Genomic DNA, 13,566 nt, shown 5'->3' with positions numbered 1-13,566 from the left:
CGCCGACCGGTTCCTCCCGCCCTGCACAGGTTCCGAGGATCCCCAACGTCCTGAGATCACCACTACCTGAGCTCATCGCTAGAGGAGCACCCTGACCATGAGCACCTCGCGCCGCCGCCGATCCACGCGGCGACTCACCGCGGCAGCCGTCCTCGCCTCCGCCACCCTGGCGGCGTGCGGGGGCGGCGGGTCCGGTGGAGACGGCGGCGGCACGGACACCGGGACCCCGGTACCGGGCGGCACCCTGAAGATCGCGTTCTGGAGCAGCCTGCAGAGCTGCTTCGACCCGAACCAGGTCTACGTGATCGAGACCCGCAGCATCAACCGGAACTTCGCCGACTCGCTCACCGACCAGGACCCCGAGACCGGGAAGATCGTGCCCTGGCTGGCGAAGAGCTGGAAGGTGAACCCGGACGCCACCGAGTACACCTTCGTCCTGCGCGACGGCGTGACGTTCAGCGACGGCACCCCGCTCGACGCGAACGCGGTCAAGACCGCCTACGACGGGGTGCACGAGCTGGGCGCCAGGTCGCCGCTCGGGCTCTCCCTCCTGGCCGGCTACGAGTCGACGACGGTGGTCGACCCGCACACCGTCACCGTGAAGCTCTCGACGCCGAACGCCGCCTTCCTGCAGGCGACGTCCACCACGACCCTGGCGATCCTCTCGCCGCAGACATACAAGGAGACCCCCGAGGACCGCTGCACCGGGAAGGTGGTGGGCTCGGGCCTGTTCGAGCTCGACAGCTACACCGCCGGCAAGGAGATCAAGCTGCACCGGCGGGACGGCTACGCCTGGCCCAGCGAGCTGGTCGAGAACACCGGCGCGGCCCACGTCGACGGCATCGAGGTCAGCTACATCGCCGAGGACAGCGTCCGGGTCGGCAGCCTGACCAGCAAGGCCATCGACATCGCCTGGCCGCGGCTGCCGATCAGCTCCGCCGACCAGGAGGTCGTCAAGGCCGCGGGCGGCACCATCGAGACCCGCTCCCTGCCCGGGATCTCCGGCCTGCTGTTCCCCAACATCACCGGTGACCGCCCGCTGTCCGACCCGTTGGTGCGCCAGGCGCTGAACAAGGCGATCGACCGCGGGAGCTACGCCTCCACCGTCTTCTGGGAGGGCTACCCGGTCGTCCAGGGCCCCTACGACGCGACGACCCCGTACGCGGCGAACCTCTCGGCGAAGCTCGGCCACGACCCGGACGGCGCGGCGAAGCTGCTGGACGAGGCCGGCTGGAAGCCCGGCTCGGACGGCTACCGCCACTCCGGCGACCGCAAGCTGACCCTCACCTACCTCACCCCCGCGGCGAGCGCCGGTGACCAGCTGCTGCAGGACCAGCTCAAGAAGGTCGGCATCGACCTGCAGATCAAGGTCGTCACGCAGGCACAGGCCATCCCACAGGCGACCGCCGGTGACTACGACCTGACGCCCGGCTACCTGACCCGGGGCGACCCCAGCGTCCTGGGCGCCATGCTCGACAGCGCGGCGGCACCGCACTACGCCTCCAGGTACGGCGAGGAGCCGCAGACCGCGACGAAGATCAGCGAACTGTTCGCCCGCGGGCTGACCACCGCCGACCCGGAGGAGCGCGGCGCCGCCTACGAGGAGCTGCAGACGCTGCTGATCGACGAGGGAGTCGTGTTCCCGCTCTACGACCGGCTGCAGGTGGTCGGGCTGTCCGACACCGTGCACGGTTTCGCCTGGACGTCGGAGGGCTTCCTGCGGGCCAACGACCTCTGGCTGACCAGCTAGCGTCGGCCACGACGATGCCGAGATATCTCGCCGGACGGGTCGCCCAGGCACTGGTGGTGCTCTGGGCGGCCTACACGGTCACCTTCGTCATCCTGCACGTCCTGCCCAGCGATCCGATCGCCCTGCAGCTGTCCGCCGGCGGCGTGGAGGCCGACCAGGTCCCACCCGAGCAGCTCGCGGCGCTCAAGGCCCGGTACGGGCTGGACGATCCCGTGATCACCCAGTACTTCCAGGGGATGTGGGGGGCCCTGCGCCTGGACTTCGGGGACTCGCTCACCCAGAACGTCACGGTGAGCAGCCTGCTGGCCGACCAGCTCCCCTCGACCCTGGCGCTCACCGCGTTCTCGATCGCGATCGTGCTGGTCGGTGGGGTGGGCCTGGCCTACCTGGCGACCTACGTCCAGTGGCGCCCAGCGCGGTCGCTGCTGACCCGGCTGCCGGCCGTCGGGGTGTCGCTGCCGACGTTCTTCGTCGGGCTGCTCGCCATCCAGGTGTTCGCCTTCTCCCTCGGCTGGTTCCCGGCGACCGGCACCGACGGCTGGCGCACCCTGGTCCTGCCCGGGATCACGATGGCGCTGCCCGGGGCGTCGATCCTCGCCCAGGTGCTCATCAAGAGCCTCGGCGACATCTGGCAGGAGCCCTACATCGTGACGGCCCGGGCGAAGGGGCTCAGCCGCGCGGGCATCCAGCTCCGGCACGCGTTCCGCAACGCGCTGCTGCCGGGCCTGACCCTGTTCGGCCTGCTCGTCGGCTACACGGTCACCTCCTCCGTGGTGGTCGAGACGGTGTTCTCCCGGGACGGGGTGGGCCGGCTGGCGCAGCAGTCGGTCCTCGCCCAGGACGTGCCGGTGGTCCAGGCGGTCGTCATCGTCGCGGCCGCGATCTTCGTCGCTGTGAACCTGCTCGTCGACCTGCTCTACTCGTTGCTCGACCCGCGGGTGGCGCACACGCCGCGGGTCGTCTAGGCGGTACCGATGACTGACAACACTCTCGTCGCCGGTGGGAGCCGGTCCGGGTCGTCCGCCGCCGTGCGCCGCGCCGCGCTGTTCCAGGCGGCACGGCCCTACCTGCGCCGGCCCGGATTCCTGCTGGCGCTGGTGTTCGTCGTGCTGGTCGTCGTCTCGGGGCTGCTGCCGGGCCTGTTCACCTGGCACAGCCCGACGGCCACCTCGCCGGCCGAGAAGCTGCGCGGCCCGGGGCTGGACCACCTCTTCGGCACCGACGAACTCGGCCGCGACCTGTTCTCCAGGGTCGTGCACGGCTCGACGCTCACGATCAGGGCCACCGGCGGCGCGGTGCTCGTCGCCGCCGTGGCGGGTCTGGCGATCGGGGTCGTCGCCGGGTTCGCCGGTGGCTGGGTCGACAGCGTGCTCATGCGCCTCGTCGACGTGCTGCTCGCGATCCCGGCGCTGCTGCTCGCGCTGTCGATCGTCACCGCGATCGGGTTCGGCACCCTGCCCGTCGCGATCGCGGTCGGTGTCGGCATCGCACCCGGTTTCGCCCGCACCACCAGAGCAGAGGTCTTCCGGGTCCGCGGTCAGGCCTACGTGGAGGCCGCCCGGACCGGCGGGGCGTCCTGGGGGCGGGTGCTGCTGCGGCACGTGCTGCCGAACTCGTGGGGTCCGGTGGCCGTACTCGCCGTCCTCGACTTCGGCACCGCGGTGCTGGCGATCTCCGCGCTGAGCTTCCTCGGTTTCGGGGCGGCGCCTCCCGCCGCCGAATGGGGCACGCTGATATCCAGCGGGCGCAACTACCTCATCACCAGCCCCTGGCTGTCGCTGCTGCCGGGCCTGTTCGTCGGGCTGGTCGTGTTCAGCCTGAACCACATCGCCCGGACCCTGGAGGAGGTGCGACGGTGGCAGTGAACCCGCCCACCCCGACCCGACCCCAACGCCGGTACCGGTGGCAGGCACGGACGGCGGGTTCGTCGTGGAGCTGGCCGGGCTGGGCGTCGCCTACCTCGACCGCTCCGGTGTCGCCCATCCCGCGGTGACCGACCTCGACCTCGTCATCGCCCCCGGTGAGACCGTCGCGATGGTGGGTGAGTCGGGATCGGGCAAGACCACCACGGCCAACGCCGTCCTCGGCCTGCTGCCCGCCAACGGGCGGATCACCGCGGGCACGATCCGGATCGGCGGCGCCGACGTCACCCGGGCCGGCGAGCGCACTCTGCGGGCACTGCGCGGCCCGGTCGTCGGTCTCATCCCCCAGGACCCGATGGTGGGGCTGAACCCGACGATGCGCGTCGGCGGACAGGTCGCCGAGGCGGCGCGCCGACGCGGCGTCGACCGCCGGCTGCTGTCCGCCGCGGTGGTCGAGGCACTCGAACGCGCCGGCCTCGACGAACCCGTCCTGCGCGCGCGGCAGTACCCGCACCAGCTCTCCGGCGGCATGCGCCAGCGGGTGCTGATCGCCATCGCGCTGGCGGGCCGTCCGCGGCTGATCGTCGCCGACGAGCCGACCAGTGCACTCGACGTGACCGTCCAGCGCCGGATCCTCGACCATCTCGCCCGGCTGGTCAGCGAGACCCGCACCGCCCTGCTGATCATCACCCACGACCTCGGTGTCGCCGCGGACCGCGCCGGAGATCCTGCGCCTCGACGGGGTCACCAAGGACTTCACCCTGCCCCGGACGAGAGGGGGCGCGCGCACCTTCCGGGCGCTGGAGGACGTGAGCCTGACCGTGCGCCGCGGGCAGACCCTCGGCCTCGTCGGCGAGTCCGGATCCGGCAAGACCACCGCGCTGCGGATCGCGATGCGGCTGGAGGCCCCGACGACCGGTCGGGTCCTGCTCGACGGCACGGACATCACCGAGGCCGGCTGGTCCGCGCTGCGCCCGCTGCGGCGGCGGTTCCAGCTCGTCCACCAGAACCCGTTCTCCTCCCTCGACCCGCGCTTCACCGTCGCCGAGTCGATCGCCGAACCGCTCGTGTCGTTCCGGGTGGGCACCCGGGCGAGCCGCCAGGCGCGGGTGAGCGAACTGCTCGACCAGGTGGCGCTGCCGCGGGACTTCCGCGACCGCCGCCCGACCGAGCTCTCCGGCGGCCAGCGCCAGCGGGTGGCGATCGCCCGGGCGCTCGCGCTGGCACCCGAACTGGTGTTCCTCGACGAGCCGGTCTCGGCGCTCGACGTGTCGGTGCAGGACCAGATCCTGCGGCTGCTCAGCCAGCTGCAGCAGGACCTGGGCGTGAGCTACTTCTTCATCTCGCACGACCTGGCCGTCGTCGCCCGGCTCGCGCACCACGTGGCGGTGCTGCGCGCCGGACGGGTCGTCGAGCAGGGCCCCGCCGCCGACGTCTTCGCCGCACCGGCTCAGGACCACACCCGGGAACTGCTCGGCGCGATCCCCGGCCAGCGATTCGCCGCCGCGCTCGCGGCACCTCGACCTGAGGAGACGGAATGACCAGCAGATACGTCATCATCGGAGCGGGTGCCGTCGGGGCAACCGTCGCCGCCCAGCTGCACGGCGCGGGCATCGACGCCGTCCTGGTCGCCCGCGGGGCGAACCTGGAGGCGCTGCGCGCCGGCGGCCTGCGTTACATCCGGCCCGACTCCGACCGGCGCCTCCCCCTCCCCACCGTCGGCGGTCCGGACGAGATCGACCTGCTCCCCGGCGACGTGCTGGTCCTGGCCACCAAGTCCCAGGACACCGAGGCCCTGGTCGCCCAGTGGGCGTGGCAGCCGGTACGCCCGGGTGGCACCGCCGCCGAGCAGCTGCCCATCCTGCTCCTGCAGAACGGGGTGGAGAACGCCCGCACCGCGCTGCGCAGGTTCGACACCGTCATCGACGCGGTCGTGATCATCCCCTCGTCCTACTCGACGCCCGGCGAGGTGGTCTCGCCGGCCGCTCCCCTGGCCGGCGCCTTCTACCTGGGGCGCGCACCGCGGGGCGAGAGTGCGGCGGCGACGCGGATCGCCGCCGACCTGCGCCGCGCGCAGTTCGGCGTGAAGGTCGTCCCGGACGTCGAACGGTGGAAGGCCGGGAAACTGCTCGGGAACCTCGCCTACAACCTCGACGCGGTCTACCCGCCCGGCAAGGCCCGCGAGACGCTGGGCGCGGCCCTCGTCACCGAGGCCCGCGAGGTGCTGACCAACGCCGGGGTCGAGGTGACCGACCTGCTCTCCGGCGACACCGGGCTGGACCTGTCCGGCTTCGTCCTGCACGACATCCCCGGCCATCCGCGCCAGGGCAGCTCGACGTGGCAGAGCCTGGCCCGCGGTGCCTCGGTGGAATCGGACTTCCTCAACGGCGAGATCGCGCTGCTCGCCCGCCTGCACGGGACGTCCGCCCCGCTGAACGCGGGCGTGCAGCGACACATCGCCCTCGCCGCCCGGGGCGGGCTGGGGCCGGGTGGCCTGGGCGAGAGCGACATCGCCGAACTGCTCGCCTCCGCGCCGCGCGCCGGTGACGTCCTCGTCGACGCGAAGCGACTGCACGACGAGCTCACGACGGCCCGCGCGCCGGTGCTGCTCGACGTCCGCTGGGCGCTGGGCGACCCGCACGGGCGGGACCACTACCTGGCCGGCCACCTGCCGGGCGCGGTGTACGTCGACCTGGACACCGAGCTGGCCGCCCCGCCGGGCGGGACCGCGGGACGCCATCCGCTGCCCGCCGTCGAGGACCTGCAGCGGGCGGCCCGACGCTGGGGGGTGGCGACCGGCCGGGGAGTCGTCGTGTACGACGACAACGGCGGGCTGGCCGCCGCGCGGGCCTGGTGGCTGCTGCGCTGGGCCGGTCTGACGGACGTCCGCATCCTCGACGGCGCGCTCGGCGCCTGGCGGGAGGCCGGATTCGAGCTGGCGACCGGCGACGTCGTCCCCGAGCCGGGTGACGTCGTCCTCGACGCCGGTCACCTGCCCACCCTCGACGCGGACGAGGCGGCCCGGGTCGCCCGCGACGGCGTGCTGCTGGACGCCCGCGCCGCGGAGCGCTTCCGCGGCGAGATCGAACCGGTCGACCCGCGCGCCGGCCACATCCCCGGCGCGGTCAGCGCGTCCACCGGCGACAACCTGGACGAGCACGGCCGGTTCCTCTCCCCGGAACGGCTGCGGGAGCGCTTCGCCGCACTGGGGACGACCGGCGCGGGCGAACCGGTCGGTGTCTACTGCGGCTCCGGGGTGACCGCGGCGCACGAGATCGCGGCGCTGGCCGCCGCCGGCATCGAGGCCGCGCTCTACCCGGGCTCGTGGTCCGCCTGGTCCTCGGACCCGCAGCGGCCCGTCGCCACCGGGCCATGACGGACCGGCGGCTCACGGCAGGAGAGGCGTTCACGGCCGTACTGCCGGGCGGGCGGTGGAGCCAGGACGACGCGGTCGTCGACGCCCACCGGCTCGACCGCTCCGGATGGCATCCGCCGGGGCGGCCGCTCGGCGTCGCGTTCGCGCACACCGTCGACGACGTGCGGGCGGTGCTGCGCGAGGCGGTCGCCCGGGGGGTCCCGGTGACGGTACGGGGCGCCGGAACAGGTCTGGCCGGCGGCGCCGCGGCCCCGGACGGGGCCGTGATCCTCGACCTCGGCGGCATGAACCGCATCCGCGAGCTGTCGGTGGCGGACGCGGTCGCCGTCGTCGAGCCCGGGGTGATCACCGACGACCTGGACCGGGCCGCGCGGGCGGTGGGCCTGACCTACTCCCCCGACCCGGCCAGCTCCGCGATCTCCACCGTCGGCGGGAACATCGCCACCAACGCGGGCGGCCTGCGGTGCGCCAAGTACGGCGTGACCCGGGAGTCCGTGCTCGGCCTGGACGTGGTCCTCGCCGACGGCGAGCTGGTCAGCACCGGGCGGCGCACCGTCAAAGGCGTCGCCGGCTACGACCTGACCGGGCTGTTCGTCGGCTCGGAGGGCACGCTCGGCGTCGTCGTCGGAGCCACCCTGCGGCTGCGGCCCGCGCCGCGACGCACGGTCACCCTGGCGGCGTTCTTCGACTCCTTCGGCGCCGCCGTGGACGCGGTCACCGAGATCATGGCCACCGGGATCGTGGTGGCCATGGCGGAGCTGCTCGACGGGCCGACCATGCGGGCCGTGGACGCGGCGACGGGCAGCGACCTCGCCACCTCGGGACAGGCCTTCCTGCTCGTCCAGACCGACGGCGCCGGAGCCGGCGACGAGGCCGACGCCGTCGAGGCGGTGCTGCGCGGCCGCGCCCGCGCGGTGCGCCGCTCCGCGGACACCACGGACCCGGCGGCGGCGGAGCTGCTGGCGGCGCGCCGGGCGGCGCTGCCGGCCCTCGAACGGATCGGCCGGGTGCTGATCGAGGACATCGCCGTCCCCCGGTCGCGGCTGGCGCGGGCGGCGGCCCGGATCGCCGAGATCGGCGCCGATACCGGTGTCCAGATCTTCACCATCGCCCACGCGGCCGACGGCAACCTGCACCCGATCATCGTCGTGGACCGCACGGGCGGCGCGGGCGGCCCCGCCGGGGAGACGGACGAGATCCCGGCCGAGGCGCGGAAGGCCGCCGACCTGATCTTCCAGACCGCACTCGACCTGGGCGGCACCGTGACCGGCGAGCACGGGATCGGCGCGCTCAAGCGCCGCTGGCTCGGCGCGGAGCTCGGGACGGCGAACCACTCCCTGCAGCAGCGGCTGCGGCGCCTGTTCGACCCGACCGGGATCCTCTCGCCCGGTCGCGGCCTGTGACCGGATCCACCGCCATCCCGAGGTCGGCGAGGTCGGCCTCGATCTCGGGCAGCGACCGTCCTCTGTTGGCCACTACCCGGGTCTGCCGCAGGAAAGCCTCAGACCGCGTGAACCGGCCATCCTGGTACCGGGGCGAGACCGAGATGGTCGCGCAGCGTCGTCCCCGTGTAGTCGGCCCGGAACACGCCGCGTTCCTGGAGCAGCGGGACGACCGTGTCCACGAACTCGTCCAGGCCGGCGGGGGTGATGTGCGGGACGAGGATGAACCCGTCCGCCGCGCGGGCCTGTACGAACCGGTTGATCGTGTCCGCGACGGTCGCCGGGCTGCCGACGAACGCCTGCCGCCCGCTGACCTCGATGACCAGCTCGCGGGTGGTGAGCTTCCCCGCCTCGGCGATCTCGCGCCAGCGGCGGGCGGTGGCCAGCCGGTCCTCGTACATCCGCACGCTCGCCCTGCCCTGGGCGACGGTGTTCTCCCCGGGCTGGGGGTCGACCTCGGGCAGCGGCCCGTCCGGATCGTGGTCACCGAGGTCGCGGTTCCACACCTGCTCGAGGAACTGGATCGCGGTGGCGCCGCTGACCTGCTGGCGGCGGACCTCCTCGGCCCGTTCCCGCGCCTGCGCGTCGGTGTCGCCCAGGACGAACGTCGCCGCCGGCAGGACGAGGAGATCCTCGGGCGCGCGGCCGTAGCGGGCGAGGCGGCGCTTGACGTCCGCGTGGAACGCCTGCCCGGCGTCGAACGTGCTGTGCCGGCTGAAGATCGCGTCAGCGGACCGGGCGGCGAACTCCCGGCCCGCGTCGGAGTCACCGGCCTGGAAGATCACCGGCCGGCCCTGCGGGCTGCGCGGCACCGTGAACTGCCCGCTGATGTCGAAGTGGGCGTCGTGGTGCTCGAACGCCCCCGCCTTGGCATCGGCCAGGAAGACGCCGGACTCCTTGTCCGCGACGATCTCGTCCCCCCGCCAGGAGTCGAACAGCTCGCTGGCCGTCCGCAGGAACAGCTCGGCGCGCTCGTAGCGCTGCTCCTCGGCCAGGAAGCCACCGCGGCGGAAGTTCTCCCCGGTGAACGCGTCCCAGGAGGTGACGACGTTCCACGCGGCGCGCCCGTCGGAGAGATGGTCGAGACTGGCGAACTGGCGGGCCACCTCGTACGGCTCGTTGAACGTCGAGTTGATGGTCCCGGCCAGACCCAGCCGGTCGGTCACCGCCGCCAGCGCCGCGAGCACGGTGAACGTGTCTGGACGCCCGACGACGTCCAGGTCGTGGATGCGCCCGCGCTGCTCCCGCAGCCGCAGCCCCTCCGCCAGGAACAGGAAGTCGAACTTCGCCCGTTCCGCCGTCCGGGCGAAATGGACGAACGACTCGAACGCGATGTGGCTGCCCGAGCGCGGGTCGCTCCACACGGTCGTGTTGTTCACGCCCGGGAAGTGCGCGGCGAGGTGGATCTGCCTGGTCGGACTGCTCATCCGGTTCCTCCCGGTCAGGACGGACGCGTCAGGTGGCGGCGGGTTCGGGTGGGGCGGCGGCGTAGCGGTTGGCCGCCCGGGGGAACCCGAGCAGGCCTCGCAGCGTGCCCGCGCCGTACTCGGGCGGAACCAGGCCACGACGCCGGAGCTCCGGCACCAGCCCGCGGGTGATCGCGGTCAGATCGGTGGGAACCCCCGCCGGGCGCAGCTGAAATCCGTCGATACCCGCCCCCGCCCACTCCTCGAGGACGTCGGCGAGGCCGGCCGGCGTGCCGGCGAAGACGGCGGCGTCCGACCGGAACTCCCGGCCCGCGAGCTCGTCCAGGCGGGCCCTGCGCGCGGCGGCCCGGCCCTCAGCCTCGTCGAGGAACACCACCAGGTCGGCGAACACCCGCAGGGACTCCGCGAGCCGCCCGGCCGCGGCCTGCTCGGCCCGCAGGTCGCGCAGGATCCGCGCCGCGTCGGCGGCGTCGCGCGGTGTCACGTGGACGAGGTCCACCGAACCCGCGGCGAAACGGTACGGGACGGCCGCGTGCGCGAGCGCGGTGACCAGCGGCTGCCCCTGCGGCGGGCGCGGCACGATCGACGGACCCCGCACGCTGAACCACCGGCCCGCGAAGTCGATGTGGTGCAGCTTGTCGCGGTCGATGAACCGCCCCGTGGCCACGTTGCGGATCTCGGCGTCGTCCTCCCAGCTGTCCCACAGCCGGCGCATGACCTCGACGTAGTCCGCGGCCTCGTCGAACAGGTCCGCGGGCCGCGCCGGCGGCAGGTCACGACGGCCGAAATGGGCGGCCTCGTCCCGCCCCGCGCGGACCCTGACCCGCACCCCGGCCCGCCCGGAACTGACATGGTCGAGAGTGGCGACGGCCTTGGCCACGTGGAACGGCTCGGTGTGCGTCACGACCACCGTCGGGACGAGGCCGATGGCCCGCGTGCGCGGCGCGGCGCGGGCCGCCACCAGGACAGCGTCGAGCCGGCCGCGGACCTGGTCGACCCGGCCGTCCGGGCCGTCATACCGGGACGACTGCAGCGCCAGCGTGTCCTCGATCGTCACGAAGTCGAGCCGGCCACGCTCGGCCTCCTGGACGAGCTCCGTCCAGTAACGGCCGGAGAACAGCTCGCGGGGACGGGCGTCGGGCTCCCGCCAGGCGGCGGGGTGCCAGCCGCAGCCGTCGAGCGCGACGGCGAGCCGCAGCTCGCCCGGGGCGGTGGGACCGGTCATCGATGTCAGCCCACCGCGCTCGACCGGGACCAGGCCTCGGCGAGCAGCTCGTAGGACCGCACGCGATCGGCGTGATCGTGGGTGATCGTGGTGATCAGCAGCTCGTCGGCGCCGGTGGCGTCCCGCAGGACCCGCAGCCCCCGCACGACCGTCTCGGGCGAGCCGACGAACTGGGTGTCCACCCGGTCGGCGACCAGTGCCCGCTCGGCGTCGCTCAGCCCGCGCGCCGCCACCTCCCCGGGGCTCGGGTACGGGATGGCGCCACCGCCCGCGCGGATGCTGGCCACCCACGGACCGTAGCCGCTGGCGAGCCGGCGGGCGGTCTCGTCGTCCGACGCGACGACGACGTCGGCGGAGACCATCACCCGCGGCTCGTTCAGCACGCCGGGCCGGAACGCGGCCCGGTACGCCGCGATCGTCTCGAGCACCGTGGACGGGACGATGTGGTAATTCGCGCCGAGCGGCAGGCCGAGGGCCGCGGCCGTGAGCGCGCTCCCGCCCGCGGTCGCCGCCAGGATCCAGATCTCCAGATCTGCGCCCTCCGCGGCCGGCGCGGACAGCGCCGTACCGTCAGGCGCACGGTAGGTACCACCGACGAACGCCTGGATGTCGCGGACCAGCGCGGTGTAGTCCTCCTCGGGTCCGTCCCGGAAACCGACCAGCCGCAACTGCCGGCCGAGGCGCTCCACGTCGAAGGTGACCGCCGGCGACTCAGGGAGGAGCAGGCCGTCGACCACCCGCGCCGAGGGTCGAGGCGGCGGCTGCGCTGTGCCGTTCAGGGGCTGCGCTGTGCCGTTCAGGGGCTGCGCTGTGCCGTTCAGGGGCTGCACTGTGCCGTTCGGCGTGGGCTTGGCGGCCCGGTCGACCAAGCGGCCCAGGTTGGATCGACCAAGCCCCAGGTCGACCCGCCCGGGGTGAAGGTGCGCGATCGTGCCGAACTGCTCGGCGACGACCACCGCCGTGTCATGCCCGGTCTGGACCGCCCCGGAGCCGACCCTGATCCTCTCCGTCGCCGCTGCGACCAGGGCGATCAGAACGGCGGGTGCGGCGGAGGCGACCCCCGGGGTCAGGTGATGCTCGGCGAGCCAGTAGCGGGCGTAGCCGAACCGCTCGGCCTGCCGGGCCAGATCGAGCGTGTTGCGCAGCGCGTCGGCCGCCGAGGATCCCGAGGGGAGGGGGGCCAGGTCGAGCACCGACAGCGGGACTGAGCCTGCTGGGGGCATGGGAAGCCACCGCCCTTCGACCACCGTCAGTAACCCCACTTTGTTCAGTCAATTAGTGAAGATATGGCTGTCGCCGCACGCTGTCCAGCCCCCTGACCACTCTGCCGGCCCGCGTTCCACCCGGATCGTTCAGCCGGGACCGTTCCGCCCGGGCAGTTTCGCCCGGGCAGTTTCGCCCGCGCCGGTCGGTGTGCGGGATCGCGCCGGGTTCGCCCGCCCGCCGCCCCATCCGCGACCGGCGCTCCCGCGATCGGCGGCGAGCGGCAATGCCGACGCACGCGCCCGCGCCGCAACAAAGCCGTCGAACATCCCGCGACCCGCCGACCAGACCGCAGAATCCGAACTATTTAGAACAGCTCGAAATTCAGGATTCGCCCGACGGAGATGGACGCCACACCCACCCTGCCACCAGCCCACATAATTAGTCCTCGACTTTGCCGGGAAGCGCTTCTGGGGTAGCGTCATGGGCGCCGCCTAGCGGGAAATAAAAAGCCCGACTGAAAGGAGTCTCCCGAACCATGGAGCAGCAGCAGGCACAGCAGGTGGAGCAGCAGCTTCGGCAGAACTGGCGCCAGATCCGCTACCGCATCCTGGACCAGTTCGGTCAGGTGAGCACCGCCGACCTGGACGCGTCGACCAGCGTCAACGACCTCGTTGCGCGGATCGCGGACAAGACGAACCACAGCGAGCGGTACGTCGAGAACCGTATCCAGGAGCTTGTCGGAGCCGGCTCGGCCCTGGGCGGCGCCTCGCGCGACCGGCTCGGTTCCAGCCAGTACAACCAGTTCGGCCAGGGCGGCCAGGGCAGCCAGCAGCAGGGCCAGCCGTTCGGGGCGCAGCAGTGACCCGATGAGGTCTCACCGGACGGCGTCACCTGCCCGGTAGGGCGGAAACACCGTCCGGCGTAGCCGGGTTCCGGTCGCTTCGGAGCAGCCGCTCAGACGGCGGCGGCGAGGAGCGACCGGAAATCCAGCAGCTCGTCGATCAGATCGGTCACCACCGGATCCCGTGGAAGCCGGTTCAGCTCGACCAGCATTGCATCTGTTTCTTCTATGGTCGGCAGGCCGTCCACGGCCGCGACCATCGTAACAATTTTAGTCATAGGTTGTCCGACGTCGTCCCGATGATCCGCTCCAGAGTACTTCATGCCGCGATAGAAAGTACCTCCACAACGCATCAGGCGAAAGTTGTCCTGATTGCCACGCCCGGCGCGCCCACGGAACGTGCACGATCTTCGCCGAAACGGCGCGGCGGTCTCGCT

General features: G+C 72.9%; 10 protein-coding genes and 1 pseudogene. 7 read left to right on the top strand and 4 right to left on the bottom strand.

Annotated features, from left to right (window positions below; all coding sequences use genetic code 11):
• Positions 1-97: 97 nt before the first annotated feature.
• The 6 genes and pseudogenes from AC559T_RS26725 (at position 98) to AC559T_RS26700 (ending at position 8,391) form a co-directional block, all read left to right on the top strand.
• Positions 98-1,750 (top strand): ABC transporter substrate-binding protein, encoded by a 1,653-nt coding sequence (locus AC559T_RS26725; protein WP_498870483.1) that lies wholly within the window; start codon positions 98-100, stop codon positions 1,748-1,750.
• 14 nt (positions 1,751-1,764) lie between these two features.
• A complete protein-coding gene (locus AC559T_RS26720; protein WP_112105365.1) occupies positions 1,765-2,715 on the top strand; it encodes an ABC transporter permease in 951 nt (316 codons plus the stop codon).
• A 9-nt stretch (positions 2,716-2,724) separates the two neighbouring features.
• A complete protein-coding gene (locus AC559T_RS26715) occupies positions 2,725-3,615 on the top strand; it encodes an ABC transporter permease (protein WP_131625968.1) in 891 nt (296 codons plus the stop codon).
• A 37-nt stretch (positions 3,616-3,652) separates the two neighbouring features.
• Positions 3,653-5,153 (top strand): annotated as a pseudogene (locus AC559T_RS26710) (ATP-binding cassette domain-containing protein).
• Positions 5,150-6,988 (top strand): rhodanese-like domain-containing protein, encoded by a 1,839-nt coding sequence (locus AC559T_RS26705; protein WP_498870482.1) that lies wholly within the window; start codon positions 5,150-5,152, stop codon positions 6,986-6,988. The pseudogene AC559T_RS26710 and the gene AC559T_RS26705 overlap by 4 nt, the downstream one beginning before the upstream one ends.
• A complete protein-coding gene (locus AC559T_RS26700) occupies positions 6,985-8,391 on the top strand; it encodes an FAD-binding oxidoreductase (RefSeq protein ID WP_498870481.1) in 1,407 nt (468 codons plus the stop codon). The genes AC559T_RS26705 and AC559T_RS26700 overlap by 4 nt, the downstream gene beginning before the upstream one ends.
• 98 nt (positions 8,392-8,489) lie before the next feature.
• On the opposite strand, the gene AC559T_RS26695 is transcribed toward AC559T_RS26700, so the two are convergent.
• From AC559T_RS26695 to AC559T_RS26685, 3 genes are read right to left on the bottom strand one after another with little or no spacing between them, the layout of a single operon-like run.
• Positions 8,490-9,857: an NtaA/DmoA family FMN-dependent monooxygenase gene (locus AC559T_RS26695; protein ID WP_498870480.1), complete on the bottom strand. Its 1,368-nt coding sequence runs from the start codon at positions 9,855-9,857 to the stop codon at positions 8,490-8,492.
• A 28-nt stretch (positions 9,858-9,885) separates the two neighbouring features.
• On the bottom strand, positions 9,886-11,082 hold the full coding sequence (locus tag AC559T_RS26690; RefSeq protein WP_498870479.1) for an LLM class flavin-dependent oxidoreductase: 1,197 nt from the start codon (positions 11,080-11,082) through the stop codon (positions 9,886-9,888).
• Between the two features lie 5 nt (positions 11,083-11,087).
• A complete protein-coding gene (locus AC559T_RS26685; protein WP_498870478.1) occupies positions 11,088-12,305 on the bottom strand; it encodes an LLM class flavin-dependent oxidoreductase in 1,218 nt (405 codons plus the stop codon).
• A 518-nt stretch (positions 12,306-12,823) separates the two neighbouring features.
• Here AC559T_RS26685 and AC559T_RS26680 point away from each other — a divergent pair.
• A complete protein-coding gene (locus AC559T_RS26680; protein ID WP_112105358.1) occupies positions 12,824-13,150 on the top strand; it encodes a hypothetical protein in 327 nt (108 codons plus the stop codon).
• A 92-nt stretch (positions 13,151-13,242) separates the two neighbouring features.
• Here the strand turns inward: AC559T_RS26680 and AC559T_RS26675 are convergent, their stop codons facing one another.
• A complete protein-coding gene (locus AC559T_RS26675) occupies positions 13,243-13,389 on the bottom strand; it encodes a hypothetical protein (RefSeq protein WP_165938603.1) in 147 nt (48 codons plus the stop codon).
• Between the last annotated feature and the right edge of the window lie 177 nt (positions 13,390-13,566).

It is taken from the genome of Frankia sp. Hr75.2, from assembly GCF_949319125.1.
Classification (GTDB): domain Bacteria; phylum Actinomycetota; class Actinomycetes; order Frankiales; family Frankiaceae; genus Parafrankia; species Parafrankia soli.
The sequence above is the reverse complement of the archived record's forward strand: the minus strand, read 5'-3'. Positions and strand labels throughout refer to the sequence as shown.

Excerpts from the sequence above, each read along its gene's own strand:
- AC559T_RS26705 (WP_498870482.1), top strand. The coding sequence starts at position 5,150 with ATGACCAGCAGATACGTCATCATCGGAGCGGGTGCCGTCGGGGCAACC.
- AC559T_RS26685 (WP_498870478.1), bottom strand. The coding sequence starts at position 12,305 with ATGCCCCCAGCAGGCTCAGTCCCGCTGTCGGTGCTCGACCTGGCCCCC.
- AC559T_RS26725 (WP_498870483.1), top strand. The coding sequence starts at position 98 with ATGAGCACCTCGCGCCGCCGCCGATCCACGCGGCGACTCACCGCGGCA.
- AC559T_RS26680 (WP_112105358.1), top strand. The coding sequence starts at position 12,824 with ATGGAGCAGCAGCAGGCACAGCAGGTGGAGCAGCAGCTTCGGCAGAAC.
- AC559T_RS26675 (WP_165938603.1), bottom strand. The coding sequence starts at position 13,389 with ATGGTCGCGGCCGTGGACGGCCTGCCGACCATAGAAGAAACAGATGCA.
- AC559T_RS26695 (WP_498870480.1), bottom strand. The coding sequence starts at position 9,857 with ATGAGCAGTCCGACCAGGCAGATCCACCTCGCCGCGCACTTCCCGGGC.
- AC559T_RS26715 (WP_131625968.1), top strand. The coding sequence starts at position 2,725 with ATGACTGACAACACTCTCGTCGCCGGTGGGAGCCGGTCCGGGTCGTCC.
- AC559T_RS26720 (WP_112105365.1), top strand. The coding sequence starts at position 1,765 with ATGCCGAGATATCTCGCCGGACGGGTCGCCCAGGCACTGGTGGTGCTC.
- AC559T_RS26690 (WP_498870479.1), bottom strand. The coding sequence starts at position 11,082 with ATGACCGGTCCCACCGCCCCGGGCGAGCTGCGGCTCGCCGTCGCGCTC.
- AC559T_RS26700 (WP_498870481.1), top strand. The coding sequence starts at position 6,985 with ATGACGGACCGGCGGCTCACGGCAGGAGAGGCGTTCACGGCCGTACTG.